General features: G+C 71.6%; 14 protein-coding genes and 2 tRNA genes. 6 read left to right on the forward strand and 10 right to left on the reverse strand.

Annotation, left to right across the window (positions count from 1 at the left end; translation table 11 throughout):
- Positions 1-116: 116 nt before the first annotated feature.
- On the reverse strand, positions 117-1,163 hold the full coding sequence (locus C1A33_RS21195; protein ID WP_101833161.1) for an agmatine deiminase family protein: 1,047 nt from the start codon (positions 1,161-1,163) through the stop codon (positions 117-119).
- A gap of 83 nt (positions 1,164-1,246) precedes the next feature.
- Here C1A33_RS21195 and C1A33_RS21200 point away from each other — a divergent pair, with 83 nt between their 5' ends.
- Positions 1,247-2,290 carry a nitrilase-related carbon-nitrogen hydrolase gene (locus C1A33_RS21200; RefSeq protein ID WP_101833162.1) on the forward strand — a complete coding sequence of 348 codons (1,044 nt, stop codon included), beginning with the start codon at positions 1,247-1,249 and terminating at the stop codon, positions 2,288-2,290.
- Here C1A33_RS21200 and C1A33_RS21205 read toward each other — a convergent pair.
- The 3 genes from C1A33_RS21205 to metH form a co-directional block, all read right to left on the reverse strand.
- Positions 2,251-3,009 (reverse strand): hypothetical protein, encoded by a 759-nt coding sequence (locus C1A33_RS21205; protein ID WP_243407784.1) that lies wholly within the window; start codon positions 3,007-3,009, stop codon positions 2,251-2,253. The two genes, C1A33_RS21200 and C1A33_RS21205, sit on opposite strands and share 40 nt — an antisense overlap.
- Before the next feature lie 165 nt (positions 3,010-3,174).
- On the reverse strand, positions 3,175-5,391 hold the full coding sequence (locus tag C1A33_RS21210; RefSeq protein ID WP_243407785.1) for a phosphoinositide-specific phospholipase C-related protein: 2,217 nt from the start codon (positions 5,389-5,391) through the stop codon (positions 3,175-3,177).
- A 246-nt stretch (positions 5,392-5,637) separates the two neighbouring features.
- Positions 5,638-9,420, reverse strand: a complete 3,783-nt coding sequence (gene metH, locus C1A33_RS21215; RefSeq protein WP_101833163.1) for a methionine synthase — start codon at positions 9,418-9,420, stop codon at positions 5,638-5,640.
- A 112-nt stretch (positions 9,421-9,532) separates the two neighbouring features.
- Here metH and C1A33_RS21220 point away from each other — a divergent pair, with 112 nt between their 5' ends.
- Complete coding sequence (locus tag C1A33_RS21220) at positions 9,533-10,048, forward strand: DUF3052 family protein (protein ID WP_101833164.1); 516 nt, start codon at positions 9,533-9,535, stop codon at positions 10,046-10,048.
- Positions 10,049-10,056: 8 nt separating this feature from the next.
- On the opposite strand, the gene C1A33_RS21225 is transcribed toward C1A33_RS21220, so the two are convergent.
- The 3 genes from C1A33_RS21225 to C1A33_RS21235 form a co-directional block, all read right to left on the reverse strand.
- Positions 10,057-10,752, reverse strand: a complete 696-nt coding sequence (locus C1A33_RS21225) for a histidine phosphatase family protein (protein ID WP_243407786.1) — start codon at positions 10,750-10,752, stop codon at positions 10,057-10,059.
- A 279-nt stretch (positions 10,753-11,031) separates the two neighbouring features.
- Positions 11,032-11,490 carry a TetR/AcrR family transcriptional regulator gene (locus tag C1A33_RS21230; RefSeq protein WP_243407787.1) on the reverse strand — a complete coding sequence of 153 codons (459 nt, stop codon included), beginning with the start codon at positions 11,488-11,490 and terminating at the stop codon, positions 11,032-11,034.
- Between the two features lie 52 nt (positions 11,491-11,542).
- Complete coding sequence (locus C1A33_RS21235; RefSeq protein WP_243407788.1) at positions 11,543-13,285, reverse strand: FadR/GntR family transcriptional regulator; 1,743 nt, start codon at positions 13,283-13,285, stop codon at positions 11,543-11,545.
- A gap of 638 nt (positions 13,286-13,923) precedes the next feature.
- On the opposite strand from C1A33_RS21235, the gene C1A33_RS21240 reads away from it, so the two are divergent.
- The 3 genes from C1A33_RS21240 (at position 13,924) to C1A33_RS21250 (ending at position 15,241) form a co-directional block, all read left to right on the forward strand.
- Positions 13,924-13,998, forward strand: a tRNA-Asp gene (locus C1A33_RS21240).
- A gap of 50 nt (positions 13,999-14,048) precedes the next feature.
- Positions 14,049-14,125 (forward strand) — tRNA-Phe (locus C1A33_RS21245).
- A 258-nt stretch (positions 14,126-14,383) separates the two neighbouring features.
- Entirely contained in the window at positions 14,384-15,241 is an 858-nt protein-coding gene (locus C1A33_RS21250) for an AfsR/SARP family transcriptional regulator (protein ID WP_165818514.1), read from the forward strand.
- Between the two features lie 498 nt (positions 15,242-15,739).
- On the opposite strand, the gene purN is transcribed toward C1A33_RS21250, so the two are convergent.
- Together purN and C1A33_RS21260 are read right to left on the reverse strand one after the other, a co-directional pair.
- Positions 15,740-16,390, reverse strand: coding sequence for a phosphoribosylglycinamide formyltransferase (gene purN / locus C1A33_RS21255; protein WP_243407789.1), 651 nt, complete (start codon positions 16,388-16,390; stop codon positions 15,740-15,742).
- A gap of 739 nt (positions 16,391-17,129) precedes the next feature.
- Positions 17,130-18,623: an ATP-dependent DNA helicase gene (locus C1A33_RS21260; RefSeq protein ID WP_207770414.1), complete on the reverse strand. Its 1,494-nt coding sequence runs from the start codon at positions 18,621-18,623 to the stop codon at positions 17,130-17,132.
- A gap of 364 nt (positions 18,624-18,987) precedes the next feature.
- Between C1A33_RS21260 and C1A33_RS21265 the strand changes: the two genes are divergently transcribed.
- Complete coding sequence (locus C1A33_RS21265) at positions 18,988-19,227, forward strand: aldehyde dehydrogenase family protein (RefSeq protein WP_243407791.1); 240 nt, start codon at positions 18,988-18,990, stop codon at positions 19,225-19,227.
- An 86-nt stretch (positions 19,228-19,313) separates the two neighbouring features.
- On the opposite strand, the gene C1A33_RS21270 is transcribed toward C1A33_RS21265, so the two are convergent.
- On the reverse strand, positions 19,314-20,039 hold the full coding sequence (locus C1A33_RS21270; RefSeq protein ID WP_207770416.1) for an HAD family hydrolase: 726 nt from the start codon (positions 20,037-20,039) through the stop codon (positions 19,314-19,316).
- Positions 20,040-20,056 lie beyond the last annotated feature (17 nt).

The following is a 20,056-nucleotide window of genomic DNA, read 5'->3' on the forward strand; positions in this document are numbered from 1 at the left end:
GACCGGGGGCACGGGGGGCGGTGTGGCGGGGCAGGCACGGACTCGTCTCCTCGTCGGCGGCGGGCTACGCCTCTGATGAAAACGATTTCCGATACGTCTGTCAATAAGTGACATCGCTACGGCGTGATCGCCGGCTGCTGCTGGGTGACGCAGTGCACCCCGCCGCCGTTCGCGAAGAGCACCCGGGCGTCCACCGGCTCGATCCGCCGTCCCGGATACAGCCTGGCAAGCAGGCCGAGGGCCTCGACGTCCCGCGGGTCGTCGAAGACGCCGGCGACGACGAACCCGTTGCCGACGTAGTGGTTCAGGTACGAGTAGCCGGCCGCCCCCCCGTCGACCTCCAGCACCGTGGGCGCGGCGATCTCCACGACCTCCAGCGGCCGCCCGGTGGCGTCCCGGCCAGCCCGCAGCACCGCGGCGAGCTCCTTCATGGGCACATGATCAGGATGATCCGGGTCGGGCTGGGCGTGCGCCGCGACGAGGCCGGGCCGGACGAACGCCGCGACCATGTCGACGTGGCCGCGGGTGCCGTACCGGTCGTAGTCGCGGGTGAGGCCCCGCGGCAGCCACACGGCCCGGGTCGTGCCGAGCTGGGCGTGCAGTTCGGCCTCCACCCGGGCCCGGTCCCAGCCCGGGTTGCGGTGCGGGTCGAGCTGCACGGTCTCGGTGAGCAGCACCGTTCCGGCACCGTCCACGGCGAGGCCGCCGCCCTCGTTGGTCAGCGTCGAGGAGCGCACCCGTGCGCCCGCCCGTGCCGCGACGGCGCCCGCGAGCGCGCGGTCGGCGTCCCAGCACGCCCAGTCCTGGGCGCCCCAGCCGTTGAACACCCAGTCGACCGCGCCCAGCCGGTCGCCGCCGTCGACGGTGAACGTCGGGCCGGTGTCGCGGGCCCACGCGTCGTCGAGGGGCTGCTCGACGACGGTCACCGCGGGTGGCACCAGCCGGCGCGCGGCCGCGGCGGCCCGGCCCGGGCCGGCGAGCAGGATGACCGGCTCGTAACGGCTGATCGTGGTGGCCACCTCGGCCCAGGCGGCGCGCGCGGCCTCGAGACCGGGCGAGCCCTCGGCGCCGAAGGTGGCGTTCGGCGGCGGGAAGGCCATCCAGGTCCGGCGGTGCGGCTCCCACTCCGCCGGCATCCGGCGGCCGGCGGGCAGGGTGCTCATCCCGCCATCATCGCAGGCCCGGCGCACACGACCGGTCACGTACGGCTCCGACGCCGCCGCCGCGGGCGTGAGACCATCGGAGCATGCTGACGATCACCAGCGTCGGCGCCCCGGGATCGCCCGCCCGGGTCTCGCCGCCGACACGTGCGCCACTGCGCATCGCCGCCGTGCAGCACCGCTGGCATCCGGATCCGGCCGAGCACGTCGCCGCGCTGCGCGATGGTGCCGTCGAAGCGGCGCGGCTCGGCGCCCGGCTGGTCTGCTTCCAGGAGCTGACGCTGTCGCGGTACTTCGCGGACACGCCGCCACCCGCCGGCGCCGGGGTGCCCGCCGCGCTCGCCGAGAGCGTCGACGACGGCCCCACCCGCCGGCTCGCCGCCAGTCTCGCCGGCGAACTCGGCATCGCCGTGCACATGTCGCTCTACGAACGGCCCGAGGGCGGGCGGGCCGACGGTGAGGGGCCGCACGGTGAGGCGCGGGACGGTGAGGGGCCCGATGGCCTCGGGTTCAACACCGCGATCGTCGTCGGACCGGACGGCACGCTGCTCGCCCGGACCCGCAAGCTACACATTCCGGTCACCGCGGGCTACCACGAGGACCGCTACTTCCGCCCCGGGCCGGCGGGGCCGGGCAGTTTCCCGGTCGTCGCGCTGGAGCAGGGGCGGCTCGGCTTCCCCACCTGCTGGGACCAGTGGTTCCCGGAGCTCGCCCGGGCCTACTCGCTGGCCGGCGCCGACGTGCTCGTCTACCCGACCGCGATCGGTTCGGAACCGGACCATCCCGGTTTCGACACCGAGCCGCTGTGGCACCGTGTGATCGTCGCCAACGGGATCGCGAACGGCCTGTTCATGGTCGCCGTGAACCGCATCGGCACCGAGGGGGCGCTCACGTTCTATGGCAGCTCGTTCATCAGCGACCCGTACGGGCGCGTGCTGGTCCGGGCGCCGCGCGACCGCCCGGCCGTGCTGGTCGCCGATCTCGATCTCGACCAGCGGCGGGACTGGCTCACGCTGTTCCCGTTCCTGACGACCCGTCGCCCTGACGCGTATGGCCCGCTGGTCGGCGGTGAGGCCGCCGCCGTCGCCGGTCAGCCGCCGCCGGCCAGGGCGGCCAGCGCGCGGGCGTAGCGGGCCGCGCAGTACGGCGTGGGGTGGACGAAGTCCGCGATGCAGCGGTGGCCGTCCAGTGTGGTGGTGAACGTCATCGCCGGGTGGATCGACCGCGCGGCGCGGTCCGAGTAGCGCACCTCGTCCGGGAACGAGGCGGCGAGCTGGCGGTAGAGGTCGTTGAGCCGCGCGCTGCCGAGCATCCAGCCGCCGCGCGCGGAGTCCGGCGAGGTCCAGTCGACCTGCCGGCCGTCGCTGTTGAACGACGACGGCAGCGCCGCCGCCAGCACGATCCGCCGCACCCCGTGCGCCAGGTACCAGCGGATCTGCGCGGTGAGTTCGGCCCGGTAGTCGGCGACGAGCGCGGTGCCGATCAGCAGGCGCGGATTGTTGCCGTTCCAGTTCAGGATCACGGTGCGTGGCCGGCCGGCGGCCGCGAAGTCGTCCGGGAGTAACGGCGAGGTGGTGCCGGCGTACACGTCGGGGGCCAGGCCGGGATAACCGACGAGACGCACCGGCGCCGTGTCCGCCGCCCGCGACGCGACCGCCACCACCGAGTCGCCGACGACCAGGGCCGGCCCCGGGCCGCCGCCGGGACGCGGGCCACGGACGGCGAGGATCGCCGCGACCAGCAGCGCCGCCACCACCGCGACCGTCAGCCATGAGCGGGCGCCGGTCGTGGGCCCGTCGGGGCCGCCCCGGCCCGGTGCCCGGCCCCTGTGTCGCAGCGCCCCAGCCATCGGATCGCGCCGCGCGGGGTGGCCGGAAGACACGCCGTCTGGATACCCGGAGCCGTCCCGACAAACCGGCACAGCGTCCGGACCGGCACAGAGCGTCCACACCAGCACGGCGTCCGAACCAGCACGGCGTCCGAACCAGCACGGCCCGTTCGGAGTCGGCGCGCCTCAGTGTCCCTGGTGGGTGCGCCGCGCGTTCAGGGCGGCGACGGTCGGGACGAGATCGCCGATGGTGGTGAAGTCGGTCGCGAGGAAGGTCGGGGCGGCCCGCGTCCTGGGGCACTGGCGTAGGTGGGCCAGCAGGGACGGCGCCCGGTTCACGGCGTCGGCGTAGGTCCGTCCGGGGCCGTCGCCCTCGATCCAGTGGTTGACCAGCAGCATCGGGGCGTGCGGTGAGCCGCGGCCGACGCGGCAGGTGAACGCGGATGCGGTCGGCACGTCGAAGGGCGTGTCCGCGCCATACCGGAAGAACCGGCGATACCAGGTGCCGGGCACGTCGGCGTTCTCGGCGAAGACCACGAGCCGCCGGTCCGTGGCGACCAGGTGCCCCAGCGTCGGCCACCGGCCGTGCGGGTTCGTCGGTGGCGTGAGGAGATGCCGGGTCAGCCCCACCCGGCGGAACGCCGCGATCACCTCGCCGGGAGGCACGGAGTCCTGCAGCATCAGCGTCACGACCTCGGACGGGTTGCGTTCCAGCCAGTCGCCGACGGACCGCAGCGCCACGTCCAGGTTCAGCGAGCCGAACTGGCAGACGCTGTGGCACAGCCAGAGCCCGGGCCGCGCGGAGCGGGCGCCGCGGGCCAGCGGCGCGAGCGCCTCGCGTTCCCGCGGGCTCAGACCCGCCAGGAACGTCCGCACCTGCGTCGGTGTCGTCCAGTGCTGCACGTCGAGCAGCAGGGCCCGCACGCCGGTGTCGAGCTGGCCGACGAGATCGGGGTCCTGGGTGGCGCCGACGAAGTCGGCCGCGCTCGACGCCATGGCGTTGTGGCTGGCCGCGTACACCGCCTGGTCGTAGCGCAGCGTGCACAGCGCACGGCTGCCGTTGCAGCTCGCGGCCTCGGCGCCGCGCAGCCGGGCGGGCGTCGCCAGCCACCCGCAGCTGAACAGCACGGCGGCGGCCATGGTGAAGCCGAGCACGCGCCGCCGGGCGATCGGCCGCGGCACCCCCCGGACGAGCAGCGCGCCGAGGCCGGCGACGCCGCCCACGATCATCACCGCGGCGGCCAGTTCCGTCCAGACGGCGCGAATGCCGCCGACGAGACTGCCCTGCAGGTCGCCGACCAGCTCGCGCAACCGCGGCGGCACCGTTGGATAGGCGTCGAGGACACCCGCCGCCGGATCGCCGACCACCCGCGGCAGCGCCAGCCCGGCAAGCAGCGCCAGCAGCCCTCCGGCCAGCATCGTGGCGGCGACCAGCAGCAGGGCGTCCGCGCGCCCGCGCCGAGCGGCCCGGGTGGCGAGCAGCACGACCACGACCGCGAGCGTCGCCAGCAGCACGCTCACCGTCAGGGAACCGGCGCGGCCCAGGCCGTGCAGCGCACGCAGCAGGCCGGTGCCGGCCGACTCGTGCGCGCGGGCCAGCGGCGCGCCGAGGTCGAGCTGATCGCCGGCCACCCGTCGGCGCAGGTCGGCGAGGGCCGCCTCGTCACCGGAGAACAGCAACGGCCCCACCACGGCCAGCGCGGCCGCGAGTTTTCCCTGTCGCAGCAGCCCGAGAACCTGGTCGTGGACACGGCCACGGTCCGCGGGGGGCAGGCGGGCGAGCAGGACCGCGCCGACCCGGGCCGCCTGCCGGTCGGTGAGATCGGTGGCGGGGATGCCTGCCGGCCGGCGCCCCTGGGCCATCTGGTCGAGGCCGGCGATCAGGACCTGGGTGACGGACGCGACGTCGTGGACCTGGAAGGTCGGCGTTCCGGACAGTTCGCCCGCCAGGTAGATGGTCGCCAGTTTCGCGATGGCGACGAACAGCGGGCGCAGGTCGACGCTGAGCGTGAGCTCGGGGCGCGTTCCACCGAGGTAGCCGGCGATCTGGCCGCTCAGGGTGTCCACCGCGCCGCGTACCGCCGGCTCGGGGGCGACGATCCGCAGGTTGTCGACGACGAACGCGGGCGGAACGGGCAGCCCGGCGAGCAGGTCGCGGGTCACGCCCGCGACCGCCGGATCGGCGAGGACCTGGTCGTAGAGCCGGCGGTAGAGATCCGTTTCGTCGACGGCCTGCCGGTAGTAGGCGGCCCGCTGCACCGTGAGGTTCGTCGTCAGGACGGCGATCGCACCCGGCCAGCACAGCATCGCGGTGACCAGCGCGAGGGCGATCCCGATCCGCGCCCGGCGCCCGAGGGCTCCACCGGGCCCACCGCCGGCCGCCCTGCCTGAGCCCTCGCTCACCCTGCTCGGGCCGCCAGGCGTCCTGCCCGGACCGCCGCCAGCCCCGGCCGTGTCCACGTTGAGGTTGTCGCCCGCGGGCCGCGGCGCGGACGCGGCCGATCCCGGGCGCACGGCAGGGTCGACGGGACGGCGCACCGTTCGGGAATGCCCGCCCGGGATCGTCCCGATGCCCCGATGCCGCGCAGCTCACCTCCGCCGGGCGCGGGAAGGGCCCGTGACCCGCCCGGCGCGCGGCGCCGGGGAGGGTCAGTCCGGGTCGTAGGCGAGGTTCGGGCGTAGCCAGCGCTCGATCTCGGCGACCTCGAGGCCGCGCCGGCGGGCGTAGTCCTCGACCTGGTCCCGGCCGATCCGGCCGACGGTGAAGTACGTCGAGTCCGGGTGGCCGAAGATCAGCCCGCTGACCGCGGAGGCCGGGGTCATCGCGAACGACTCGGTCAGCCCGAGGCCGGCCGAACCGGCGTCGAGCAGATCGAACAGGGCCTTCTTCTCGCTGTGGTCGGGGCTCGCGGGATAGCCGAAGGCCGGCCGGATGCCGCGGAAGCGCTCGGCGTGCAGATCCTCGAGGCTCGGTTCGGCGTCCGGCTCGAACCAGTCCCGCCGCGCGGCGAGGTGGACGTACTCGGCGAACGCCTCGGCGAGCCGGTCGGCCAGCGCCTTCACCATGATCGACCGGTAGTCGTCCTGGTTCTCCTCGAAACCGGTGGCCAGTACGTCCGCACCGTGGATGGCCACCGCGAAGGCGCCCAGGTGGTCGCCGGTGGGCGCCACGTAGTCGGCGAGGCCGCGGTTGGGCCGGCCGGTGGGCTTCTGCGTCTGCTGGCGCAGCATCGGCAGCCGCAGCCGGCCACCGACCGTGCCGGGCACCGCGTCCCCGGCCTCGAGCACCAGGTCGTCGCCCTCGGCGGCGGCGGGCCAGAACCCGTATGCGCCCTTCGCCTGCAGGCTGCCGTCCTTGATGATCTGGTCGAGCAGCACGTTCGCCTCGTCGTACAGCTCGCGGGCGACCGGCTGGTCGAGGATCGCCGGGAACTTGCCCTTGAGCTCCCAGGCCAGGAAGAAGAACTGCCAGTCGATCATCTCGCGCAGCGCCGCCAGGTCGGGCGTGACCGCGCGCCGGCCGGTGAACGCGGGCACCGGCAGGTCGCCGAAGTCGACCCGCTCCCGGTTCTCCCGGGCCTGCTCCAGGCTGAGCAGCGGCTGTGACCGCCGGTTCTCGTGCTGCTCGCGCAGCCGCTCCTGCTCCTCGCGGTTGCGCACGTCGAGCTGCTCGGCCCGCACCGGATCGAGCAGGTCCGAGACCACCCCGACCACGCGGGAGGCGTCCAGCACGTGGACGGTGACCGCCTCGTAGGCGGGCGCGATGCGCACGGCGGTGTGCTGGCGTGACGTGGTCGCCCCGCCGATCAGCAGCGGCAGCCGCAGCCCGCGGCGCTGCATCTCGGCGGCGACCGCGACCATCTCATCGAGCGACGGCGTGATCAGGCCGGACAGGCCGATCGCGTCCGCCTTCTCGGCGATCGCGGTGTCCAGGATGACCTTGGCCGGGACCATGACGCCGAGGTCGATGACCTCGTAGTTGTTGCAACCGAGCACGACCCCGACGATGTTCTTGCCGATGTCGTGCACGTCGCCTTTCACGGTGGCGAGCACGATCTTGCCGTTGCCCCGCGGGCCCGACGCCGCCGCGTCCGCCGCCGCGATGTCCGCGTCCGCCTCTGCCTCGGTGGCGTCGGGATCGGCCGCCCGGGCGGCAGCGGCGGCGGCGGCCTGCTCGGCGAGCAGCGCCTTCTCCGCCTCCATGAACGGCTCCAGGTAGGCGACGGAGCGCTTCATCACGCGGGCGCTCTTCACGACCTGCGGCAGGAACATCTTGCCCGAGCCGAACAGATCGCCGACGATCTTCATGCCGTCCATGAGCGGACCCTCGATGACGTCGAGGGGCCGGGCGGCGCTCGCCCGCGCCTCCTCCGTGTCGTCCTCGATGAAGTCGACGATGCCGTGCACCAGCGCGTGCGAGAGCCGCGCCGCGACCGGCGCCTCGCGCCAGGACAGGTCGACGACCCGCTGGGTGCCCGCGCCGCGGACCGTGTCGGCGAAGGCGACGAGCCGGTCGGTGGCGTCCTCACGCCGGTCGAACAGCACGTCCTCGACGAGTTCGAGCAGCTCGGCCGGGATGTCCTCGTAGACGGCGAGCTGCCCGGCGTTGACGATGCCCATGTCGAGGCCGGCGCGCACCGCGTGCAGCAGGAACGCCGAGTGCATCGCCTCGCGGACGACGTCGTTGCCGCGGAAGGAGAACGACAGGTTCGAGATGCCGCCGCTGATCCGCACGCCCGGGCAGCGCTGCTTGATCAGCGGCAGCGCGTCGATGAACGCCTTGGCGTAGCCGTTGTGCTCGGCGATGCCGGTGGCGACCGCCAGCACGTTCGGGTCGAAGATGATGTCCTCGGGCGCGAAGCCGATCCGCTGGGTGAGCAGGTCGTAGGCGCGGCCGCAGATCGCCACCTTGCGCTCGGTGGTGTCGGCCTGGCCCTGCTCGTCGAACGCCATGACGACGACGCCGGCGCCGAACGACTGGATCTGCCGGGCTTGCCCGAGGAAGACCTCCTCGCCCTCCTTGAGGCTGATCGAGTTGACCACGCCCTTGCCCTGCACGCAGCGCAGCCCCGCCTCCAGCACGCTCCACCGCGAGCTGTCGACCATGATCGGGATGCGGGCGACCTCCGGCTCGGTGGCGAGCAGGTTGAGGAAGGTCGTCATCGCCCGCTCGCTGTCGAGCAGGTCGGCGTCCATGTTGACGTCGAGCAGGTTCGCCCCGCCGCGCACCTGCTCGAGGGCGACGTCGATCGCGGCCTGGTAGTCGTCGGCCTCGACGAGCCGGCGGAACCGGGCCGAACCGGTGACGTTCGTCCGCTCGCCGATCATGACGAAGCCGGTGTCCGCGCCGATCTCGAACGTCTCCAGGCCGCTGAACCTGGTCCGCGCCGGCGGCGCCGGGACCTGGCGGGGCGGCAGGCCACCGACGGCGGCGGCGATGCGGGCGATGTGGGCGGGTGTCGTCCCGCAGCAGCCACCGGCGATGTTGACCAGGCCCTCTGCGGCGAACTCGCCGATCAGCCGGCCGGCCTCCTCGGGGGTCTGGTCGTAGCCGCCGAACGCGTTGGGCAGCCCGGCATTGGGGTGGCAGGCGGTGTGGGTGTCCGCGAGGCGGGCCAGCGCCTCGATGTGCGGGCGCATCTCCTCCGCGCCGAGCGAGCAGTTCACCCCGACGACCAGGGGGTGCGCGTGCGCGATCGACGTCCAGAACGCCTCGACCGTCTGCCCGGACAGCGTCCGCCCGGACAGGTCGACGATCGTCACCGAGATCCACAGCGGCAGGTGGGGGGCGACCTCGCGGGCGGCGGCGATCGCGGCCTTGGCGTTCAGCGTGTCGAAGATCGTCTCGATGAGCAGCAGGTCGACGCCGCCGTCGGCGAGCGCCTGGATCTGCTCGGCGTACGCGGCGCGGACCTGCTCGAAGGTCACCGCCCGGTACGCCGGGTCCTCGACCCGTGGCGACAGCGACAGCGTGACGTTGAGCGGGCCGATGGAGCCCGCGACGAACCGTCCGCCGGCCTCGTCCGCGGCCTGCCGGGCGAGCCGCGCGCCGCGCAGGTTCATCTCCCGGACCAGCGACTCCAGACCGTAGTCGGCCTGGCCGATGCTGGTCGCGGTGAACGTGTTGGTGGTGGTGATGTCGGCGCCGGCGGCAAGATACTGGCGGTGGACGTCGAGGATGACGTCGGGCCGGGTGAGGTTGAGCAGGTCCGGGTCGCCGGTGACGTCCTTCGGGTGATCCCGCAGCGAGTCGAGCTGGTAGTCGGCCGGGGTGAGCCCCGCGTTCTGCAGCATGGTGCCCCAGGCCCCGTCGAGGACGACCACCCGCTGGGACAGCAGCTCCCGCAGCTCCTCGGCGCTGTCCCGCGTACCCGACCGGATCGTCGACCCCTCGCCGACGGACCCTTCCTGGACGGACGTGGCACCGGCCATGCGACACCTCCCTGTCGTGGGAGGCGCCCTTTCGGAGTGGTACGGGCCGAGCGTGGCGGACCTGGGCCCGTTGCAGCGCCTCTCGACCTGAGGGCCACGATACCGTGCTCGAATGATCACTTCGTCCCCGCGCGGCGGTGACGCGGCTCGCGACCGCTTCCCGGCCTCTGGCCGGGAAGCGGCTGCCAGGCTTACGGGTGCTGGCTACTCCCGGACGCCGCTGGCTCGCAAACTCGGCGTGAAGCCGGGCCACCGACTCGTGCTCGCCGCCGCACCCCCCGGTTGGACCGTCCCGGAGCTCCCCGGCGACGTCCGTCCAGTCCTCCTGCCGCTGCCCACGTCCGACGCGCTACCCGCCGACGCGGCCACAGCCGTGGACGTGTGCGTGGCCTTCTGCCGGGAGCCGGTGGACGTGCACGCAGCCGTCGCGGCCTTCGCGGAGCCGATCCGGCCGGCGGGCGCCCTGTGGATCGCCTGGCCGAGGAAGGCGGCCGGGCACCGCAGCGACGTCACCGAGAACCTCGTGCGCGAGGTCGCGCTGCCCCGCGGCCTGGTCGACAACAAGGTCGCCGCGCTCGACGAGAACTGGTCCGGTCTCCGCGTCGTCTGGCGTCGCGAACTGCGCTGACAGTCGGCTCAGCCCGGCGGGTCGGCGCGGACGCCGGCCAGGTGGGACACCGAGTTGAACTCGGCGAGCGCGAGTCGGTCGCCGTCCCGGGCGAAGCGGGTGATGCCGGCGTTGCGCACGCCGCCAGCGGCACTGATTCGGTCCAGATCGGCCCAGGACAGCCCCTCGACGAGCTGGCGCAGCACGACGACGACCGCGTCGTGGGCGACGACGAGCACGCGCCGGCCGGCATGCTCCGCGTGCAGGTCGGCCAGCAGGGAGCCGAGCCGGTCGGCCATGTCGGGGAAGTTCTCGCCACCGGGCGGCCGGTACAGCCACGTCCCCGTGGAGCGCCAGCGCGACAGCTCCGCGGGGAAGAGGGTCTCGATGGCGCGCTGGGTCAGCATCTCCAGCTCGCCCAGCAGCCGGTCGACGAGCCGGTCGTCGAAACGCGGCGCGGGCAGCGTCCGGCCGGCGTTGGCGGCGGCCTCGGCGGCGATCTCATAGGTGTGCCGGGCGCGCAGATAGGGGGAGCAGACGACGACCTCCGGCGGGGCCACGATCGGTGGCTCGGCGGCCAGCGCGCGGCCGAGCGCGGACGCCTGAGCCCGGCCGAGGGCCGTCAGCCTGACGTCCGCGTCCCGGCTGCCGATGCCCGCGTCCAGAAGTCCCGCCGCCCGCGCCGCCGGGAAGGCGACGTTCGACTCGCTCTGCCCGTGTCGCACCGCTGTCAGTTCCGTGATCAGCGCCGCTCACCCCTCGTGGACCGTCCCATGCGCCGTGTGCCGGAACCGACGATGCCACGCCGACCCGGCGGGCCGTGGCCGCGGGCGCGCCCGCGTGACGAGGATCCGATCTGATCGGAATGTCAGTCCCTCGGCCCCGAGCGATGGTCGCCCTGGTCGGCGGGCCGGCGGAAGGCGTCGAGGATGAGCTGAGTGACCGGTGGCGGGATTCGGCGTCGCGCTGGCCCGTCTCGGCCAGCCGCCGGGCGCAGCCGCTGATCATCGTGCGCAGGTCGCCCGGGCGGACGCGACCCGCGCCATTCCCGCCTTCTGCGCCCGCACCACGACCTGATCGACGATCTCCGTCACCTCCGCGCCGCAGTCCCGCATTCCGGGCAGGGCGTCCGGGCGCAGGAAGTCCTGGGCGAGCTGGTTCGACATGATCCGCTCGAACCAGCCGTCGATCAGCCGCTCGAAGCCGCACCTCGGATCGGGATCGGCCAGCGTCGAGGTGGCGAGGTTCCTGAACCAGCGAAGCTGATACGCGACCACCGCGGACAGCAGATCCTCGCGGCTGGGGAAGTTGCGGTAGACCGTCGCCTTGCCGACGCCGGCGCGGGCGGCCACGTCCGGCACTGTCGCCGCCAGCCCGAGCTCGGCGAAGACATCGACCGCGGCCTGGACGACCCGCTCATGGTTGCGCCGCGCATCCGAACGGCGCCTGTCGGCCGCGGCCACCCGCCCATTCCGGCACATCCAGGATGGACATGGGCGGAAGCGGCGGCGCGGGTCACGTGCCCAGAGAAGCGGATCGATCGCCGTGCCGGGCCGGGGCGGCGGGGTCGAGCGGCGCCTCCAGGTGGCGGCGCATCCGGTGCCGGGCAAGCCCCAGATCGCCGTCGATGATGGCCTCGAGGATCCCGCGATGGGCGGCCCGCACGTCATGCACCGCCGCGCCTCGCTGCCCGGTGGAGACGCCCCGGCCAGCCGGGCCGCCCTGCCCGTTGTGCGCGCCTTGCCCGTTGTGCGCGCCCTGCTCGTTGCGCGCGTCGTGCCCGCTCCGCTCGGCCGGGCCGCCCTGGCCGCCCTGGCCGACCGGGCGTCCGCGCACCGCGGAATTCCCGTTCGCGGCCGGACTCCGGAGGGTCACCGAGCCTTCGCCCTGGGCGGCCGAAGCACGGCGGACCGCCCCATGGGGCGACCAGGGGACCGGGGCCGCGGGTGGTTCGAGATGCCGTGGCCAGATCTCCGTGAGTACATGGACGAAGGACAGCAGCGCCTCGTTGCCGGTAAGCCGGGCCAGCTCGAGGTGGCAGTGGTGCCCGTGGCGCGTGCTGATGGCGGCCGCCGACGGGTCGCCGCCGGCGGCGAGCATGATCGAGAGCCGCTCGACCAGCGCCGCGTCCCGGATCTCCACCAGGATGTCGACGCAGCCGATCTCCAGGGCGTCGCGCACGATCCGCAGGTCCTCGGCGCTGGCGCGGCTGTATTCCAGGTAGAGGGCGGTCGCCTCGATCGTCGCGGCCGGGTCCGGCTGGCCAACGACCAGGCCGCCGCCGGGGCCGCGACGCATCCGGGCCACCGAGTGGTATTCGAGCAGGCGGACGGCCTCGCGAAGCACCGACCGGCTCACCCCGTAGCGGACCAGTAGCTCGCTCTCCGAGCCGATGACGGAACCGGCCACGAGACCCGCGCGGCTGACGTCGTCATGGATACGCCCGGCGACCGTCTCGGCGAGCTTGCCGGGCGCCATGTCGCCGGCGCCGGCCCCGACCGAGCGCAGGCCCGGCCCGGAGGAGCGGACCGGCCGGGCGGGACCACCGGCCGACCGCGAGGCCATCCACTGGTGCATGGACCGCAGATGCTCGGTCGCGAGGTGCTCGGAGCGGGCGGCGTCCCCGCCGATCACGGCCTCGGCGATCGCCGCGTGGTCGCGGTTCACCTCGCCGAGGATCTCCGCCCGCCGCTGCGGCGACAGCGCCTGGCGGCTGGCGTCGTAGTCGTTGGCGGCGTAGCGCCGGGTCAGCGAGTCGAGGACGTCGACGAACAGGACGAGCACCGGATTCCCGGTGGCCGCCGCGATGGCGTGGTGCAGGTGATGGTGGGCACCGAGCTCGGTCGGATCCTCGTCTGCCTGGCGGCTGATTATGTCGCGCAGGTCGCGGATGCCGTCCTCGGTGATGCGAGCCGGGGCGAGGGCGGCGGCCAGCGACTCGACGATGTGGCGGGCGCGCAGGATCGACTCGATCGTCACCCCGACCCGCTCCAGGTAGACGCCGAGCGCGGTGGCGACCGCCGCCTCATCCGGGGCGCGCACCACGAGCCCGCCGGCCGGCCCGCGCCGCGTCGTCGCCACCTGGTGGTGCTCGACGATCCGCACCGCCTCGCGGAAGACCGCGCGGCTGACCCCGTACCGCTCGATCAGCGCCTGCTCGGAGCCGAGCACGGCGCCGACCGGCCAGCCCGCGCCGATGATGTCGTCCTCGATCCGCCGGGCCACCTGGGTCGCGAGCTTGTCGCCGAAGCCCGCCAACGGGCCGGAATTTCTGACACTGATTGCCGATGGCGGTCGGGCAGCCCCACTTCGGTCCGCGGAGGGCGTCTGCATCAGTCTCCTCCCCAGGACACGAGCCTGCCTGAGATCACGCGACGCGAGCCCCGTGCACGCGCCCTCTGAGCACCCTGCCCGAACAGATCGGACATATTGCACGGCCGGTCGCCGCGAATGGTCAGCACACCTAGGATATTCGTTGCGGATCGCCCCTGGGTGCTCGTGTCGGGAGGCGCTTCCCGTATTCGGTCGACCTGCCGGCGAGGACGTCAAAGATGCGTCCCTCCGCCCGTCTGGCGCGCCACCCACCCGCCAGCACCCGCCGGCCGCCGCCACCCGGACGGAACCAGATGACACTCTATTGGCGTGCGGCCGGTCTTCCGGCCGCCACCTCGCGGACCTCGCCCAAGGTGGCGGCGTCGCCTTGGACGGAAGGTGACGGCGGCCTGTCGTGTGTGGGTAGTGGGACGCGAGTGTCTGGACACCCTGAGCGTTGGGCAAGAATCCATCTCCACCGCCCGCTCGGCCGGTCCTCCTGTCGTGTAGCATGACCTCCAGATCCTGACGGGCTGCCTCCACGGACCCGGCCGGCATCACAACTGAAGATCGCTGTAGCGCATGGTCCCGTGGTGAAGTCTGGAGTTCACGCCGCCCTGTCAAGGCGGAGGTCGCGGGTTCGAATCCCGTCGGGACCGCGTTCGTATGGCCGGAGAAGCCCTCTGTCCTACGACCCCGCAACACGCTGGGGCAGGTAGCTCAGTCGGTACGAGCGTCCGCCTGAAAAGCGGAAGGTCGGCGGTTCGACCCCGCCCCTGCCCACCATCTCTGGCCAGGTGTTTTGCCCCGCAACAGAGATCGTTTAGCGTCTTTCGTAGATCGTTATGTAGCAACGGGTGTAGCAACGCCGACCGCAAACAGGCGGCGGACGGTCACCCGTACACCCTTGCTGACCTGCACAGACGCTTCAGGCAGACCGTCCGCTTCAGAACAACATCGCGGCTGGTAGAGGGGTTATGGGGCAGCGCCCCGCCGCCGACGGCGGCCAAGACCCTGCAGGGTCACGTATCCAGGCTGCGCCAGGTGCTGGAGCCCGGCCGTCGGTCGAACTGGGAGGTCCTCGTCACCTCCGCGCCGGGATACAGCCTTCGGGTCGATCCGCGGCGCCTCGACGTGACGCTGTTCGAGGAGCTTCTCGAACAGGCCCGACCAGTGCTGGCGGCGGGCGCGCCCGAGCTGGCGCTGACGCGACTGCGACGGGCGTCGCGCCTGTGGCGAGGCGCTGCCTACGAGGACGTGGGCGACGCCGAGTTCGTGCTGGTGGAACGGAACCGACTGGCGGAGCTGCGGCTCGCGGCCACGGCCGACCGACTGGACGCGGAGATCGCGATCGGCCGGGCCGCGGAGCTGGTCGGCGAGCTCCGGCGCCTGGTCGCCGAGTATCCGCTGCGGGAGCGGTTCTGGGCCAGGCTGATGGTCGCCCTGCACGAGTCGGGCCGGCAGGCGGAGGCGCTAGATGTCTATCGCGAGGCCCGCGCCCACCTCGTTCGCGAGGTTGGCGTGGAGCCGGGACCCGAACTGCGCGCGCTAGAGTCCGCGATCCTGGCGGAGCAGCCCTGCCCGCCGCGCTACCCGACGCGGCCGCAGCCGCTTCCGGCCAGCCTGGGCGCTGACCGGAACCCGTTGATCGGCCGGGACGTGGAGATGGGCTGGCTACGCGAGGCCTGGCGGCGGGCGCTCGACGACGACGGCGCGGTGGTGGTCATCGAGAGCGAACCGGCATGGGCGCGAGCCGGCTGGTTGCCGAGTTCGCCCGGGAGGTGGCCGGTCAGGGAGCTGCCGTTCTCCTGGCCGACGCCGTCCTGGGCGAGGCTGCACAGGGCGAGATGGACGCCGAGCGTGTCGCGAGCATCACGAGGGAACGCCCGGTGCTGGTCGTGATCGACCGGCCGCACGATCCGGACCTGCCGGATGGGAATGGGAACGGATCCGCCTCCGGCGACGCCTCATCTCGGGGCCCCCTGGCCTGCCCGCGCGATGCGCGGTGGGAGCAGGCGGTCGAGGGTGTGCCCGCCCTTGTCGTCGTCCTCGCCGGGCCTGGCGACGACGGCACCCGCGGTCTGGAGGGACAAAGGGCGTGCGATCACGGCATAGCCGCCCGCCCACACAAGGATCTCCGATCACCCCTCCGTAGCCAACCCGCACCCACTGGGGTGTCTCACACGAGTCTGACAGGGAGGGGCTGGCTTGCCACAAGCTGCAGTATTTCGGTAGCAACGGACACTGCGGCTTCGCTTCGCTGGCTCGCCGCGTCGTCAGTGGGCGCTGAGCCGGACACAGGCCTGTGACCAGCTTCAAGTGCTCGCGCCGTCGCCCGGTTTACCCGTCCGCGCTCGCTCGCACGAACCACAGCCATCGAGGCACGCCGCAGCACATCCGTCACCGAGACCGGGCCCCGTGCACCGTCTCCTCCTGAAGACTCCAGGGGGCCTCGAGCGAGAACGGCTCTCCAGCCGCGATTCTACCGACCACAGCTGGAAGTAGCCGGTGTTCCATCTCGAGAACACGCGCGGAGAGACTGTCTACCGTGTCGTCTGCCAGAACTGGAACATCGGCGTGGGCGATGACAGGACCGGCGTCGTATTCGGCATTGACTACGTGAATAGTGGGGCCGCTGACCCGGACTCCAGATGCAAGTATCGCCTCGTGTACCGCCGACCCGAACATCCCCTGCCCGCCGAACTCGGGAAGCGGAGCTGGGTGAACATTAATGATCTTACCATCGAATCGCGCTAGTGTCCGCGCCTCAAGTTTCCTCAGATACCCGGCTGTGACGACCAGTCCGACGTCGGCATCCTCCAAGGCGGAGCACATCGCGGCGTCGAGTGCGCCCGGATTCGGATGGGTCCTCCGAGATAGATGCAGTGCCGGAATTTCTGTGTCCTTAGCGAACGCGAGTGCCGCCGCCCCGGCGTTGTTGCAGATCGCGAGCACTATTTTAAACCCGGAACTCTCCTGGTTGGAAGTCGCGCGTAGCGCGCGAAGGTTCGAGCCCTGGTGCGACGTCAGAACCGCGACGTTCAGGGTCACAAGAGCACCTCTCATAATTCATCGCGAGCGCGGCGGCCAGGCGGCCGGTAGTGTTATTACAGATTTATCCTACCTCAGCGGCCGACTTGCCGTCCGCCAGCGCTTCGACGGCATAGGCCGTGAGACGGGCGCAGTTGCACAGCGATCTGACATCGATATGACGCATCTGCCGGGGGACTCGGCCAGTTCCGCCAAAACTGACGAAGAATGCCTCATGGTTCACCCCGTAGATGGATTCGTCACCATTCCCCAGTCGTCGCCCCGGCTGTGGTAAGCAGCTGACACCAGGACGTCGATACCCTTGGAGCGAGCCCCCGGAATCACGTCATCACGCAGCCGGGCGAACAGTCTCGGGGGCACAGGGTACCCGCGGCCGTCCCCTGAATGTGGTACAACGAGTGCTTCGGAGGGGGAAACGAGAACTCAGACCGATCTGAACGACTACCGAAGATCCCGTCGATGAATATGACCAAGGCGCTGCTGTTCAACTGTCTAAGGATGTGCGGAACAGTCCGACTGAAATAGCCCATCCGGAAGGTTGTGCTCGCCGTCGGACAGCGTGACCGCACACGGCACGCCCAGATCCATGAGAGCTGCCATCGCATGCAGGGCCGTAATAGCGCCGGCTCGATCGTCGATTGCCTTCGCGGATATGATCATGTCATGCTGTGCAGTCAGCTGTCTGTACACCGCCCGGTCACCCAGTCGGACATCGCCTGCAGCGGAACACATAAGACCGTCACCGGCGATCTCGGCGGCGCCATGCGCCACGACCACTGGACAGCCCCCCGCACTCCGACAAACGTAAGTGGCAGTCGCGTGTCGCGGACTCGGTGTTGCCGTGTCGCCCTCGGGTCATGGCGACGTAGGCCGCCGCGGCGCCGGCGGTGTCCCCGATGGCGACGTGCGCTCGGTCGACGGTCTCTCCATGTGCCCCGTGGACGGTGGTGGCGTAGGCGAGCTCGACGAACCTGGTCGCGTACTCCACCGGGAGCATCCAGTCACGGCTCCGACCGCGCAGGGTCAGGCTGCCGTCGTCGTCGATGCCGGTGACAGTCCAGGTCGGCCGCTTCGCGACCCCGAGGTCGGGGTCGTTGCGGCGGGTGGCGACGCGGTCGCCGAGCACGATCCGTTCGCCGCGTGCGGTCACCATCGAATCGGCCGAATCCGCCGGGTCGCCTGTGGCCGGGTCGGCTTGGCGCTGGTCGCGGATCGCGGCGTTGAGGCTGGCCACGTGCTCGCGGGTTCCGGCGACGACGAGGTCGCCGGCCGCTCCCGCCTCGGCGAGGGCGGCGGTGCGCTCAACGTCGCTGGGGTGGACGACGAGCGACCCGCGGCGATGCAACGCGTCGAACACTGCGGCAGGATCCTCGCCGGTGCGCATGCGCAGGGACAGCGCCGCATAGCCGGGGTCGGAGAACCGGTGCACCGTCTCCAGAGTGACGACCGCCGTGGGATGGGCCCACGCGAGGGCGTGGTCAAGGACGCCGCCGCGTCCGACCGCCGGAAGCTGGTGCCGGTCCCCGACCAGCGCGACCCGAGCGCCGGCCTCGTCGGCGATCGTGAGCAAGGCGCGGGTGGTGTCCTGGTCCAGCATTCCCGCCTCGTCGACCAGCAGCAGATCCCCGGGACGCAGGCAGGTGGCCGGTGCGGTGGTGGCGTCAGGTCGTCGTGCCCAGTGCCCGTCGTCGTCCCAGCGCCAGCCGTGCTGGTGGACCATCCAAGCCGCGGAGCGGCCGTCGGCGCCTGTCTCCGCGGCGGCGACCTCGGCCGCCTTCAACGTCGGCGTCACCACCAACAGCCGGTGCCCCTGCCGTGCCAGCAGCTCTTGGGTCGCCCTCAGCGCTGTGGTCTTCCCGGCACCCGCCGCACCCTCCACCACCACCAACGTGCCGTCAACCGCCAACGTGCCCACGACGGCCGCCTGGGTCGGGTCGATCCGCACTAACCCTCGGCCTTGAAGCCGGACACGCCTGGCGGGCGTCTCGGCGCGGCGGGCGAGGCGACGCACGAGGTCGCCCTCGACCGCGAGGACCTGCGGGGAGGTCAGGGCCCGGACATGCTCGGGCACGTCCGGTGAGGCGAGCAGCCGAACACAGCGCGCGGCGGCCCGAGCCGTGATGTCCTCGGCCAGCTCGATCCGCGCCCCTGGCTCGGCAACCAGGTTGGTCTGGGCCAGCAGGACCTCGACCTTGCCCCGGATGGGAGGCGTCGCCGTCCATCGGCCCCGCATGCTCGACACCGTCCGGGGTCGCCGTGAGCCGCTGCGCGACGCCCGTACCCTCACCGAGGTAGTAGTCGTCCGCCCGTGAGCGGTCACGCTCGACATAGGCCCGGGCAGACTTCGCTGCTTCTCGGTAGAACTTCACACCGCCATGCACGCCGACCACCACCTCAACGACGTCCGTCGAGAACCAACGAACCCCTAGAAATGCCGCGTGGGCCACCCGAACGCGGGCGACCCATCTACGTCCTTCGTAGCATGCGTGCCGCTGGAAAGAGAGCGAGGAGTCGGCAGATTGCTGGGGAGATTGGAGAGATTGTGGAGGCCGTGAATAGCCAATGGTTTCCAGTGAAAGGGAGAGTCGTTGGACGCCGTGGCAGCGTTGGAGAACGCCATCTCGGTCAGTGACACGTGGGCGACGACGCGCGCACGCGTGCGTTCCTCGATCCTGTACGACGCCTATCGACTCGTCATCGCGCGCCGAAACGAGCTCGCGGCCTTGATGAGTCTTGAACTTGGGCGCGCATTGCCAGACAGTCATGGCGAACTGACCTGTGGTGCAGTGTTTCTGCGCTGGTTCGCGGAGGAGGCAGTCAGGATCGGTGGCCGCTAAACCGATTCCCAGGGCGGGGCAGGGCGCGTACTCGTGACGAAGGAGCCTGTCGGTCCGTGCCTGGTAATCACGCCGGTATCAGCGCGTCAACCAGCGAGCTCGCCTCGGTAGTCGGAGCTCATGCCTTCGTGTGAGTTGCTGGTAAACCCGGGGACCAGCTCGAGAGCGCGCGTAAGGGGACGATCCACTGCGGATCGCATGACCAGATCAGCATGGGCGACGCTGCTCACGTCAACGTATGGATTTGGAATTGCAATGCAGCGCAGCCCAGCGGCCTGAGCGGATCTCACGCCATGGGGGGTGTCTTCGATCGCTATCGCAGCAGCGGCGGAAATCCCCAGGCGACGGAGGCAGAGCTGATAGATCGTCCGGCTTGGTTTCGGCAGGTCGACCTCGTCGCCGCATGCGAGCACCTCGAATTTGTCCAAGACATCCACTCTGCCGAGATGCTCGACAAGCCACGCCCTGGGTGACGACGAGGCAACGGCGAGCCTGAGGCCCAGGTCCGAAGCTTCGGCCAGCCATTCACGAATGCCAGCGTTCAGTCCCAGATCGGCGTTGAGTGTCTTGCGCAGGGTCAGACGCCGCTTGTTGCTGATTTCCGCGTTGAATCGGGGTCCGACCGCGTTTGCGAGCTTGGTGAAGCGTTCCTCCGTGATGTCGCCGCCGTGGTTCGCGAAGAAGCTGTCCGGGTCTATTTCGAGGCCCCATGCTGCCCACTCGGAGGCCCAGCTCTGAAGCAGAGTCGTCTCGGTGTCCATCAAGACCCCATCAAAGTCAAAGATCACTGCTTGGAGGGGATCGCCATGCATGGTGGGCCTTCTCATTC

The sequence above is a fragment of the Frankia canadensis genome (assembly GCF_900197875.1).
In the GTDB taxonomy this organism is placed as follows: domain Bacteria; phylum Actinomycetota; class Actinomycetes; order Frankiales; family Frankiaceae; genus Frankia; species Frankia canadensis.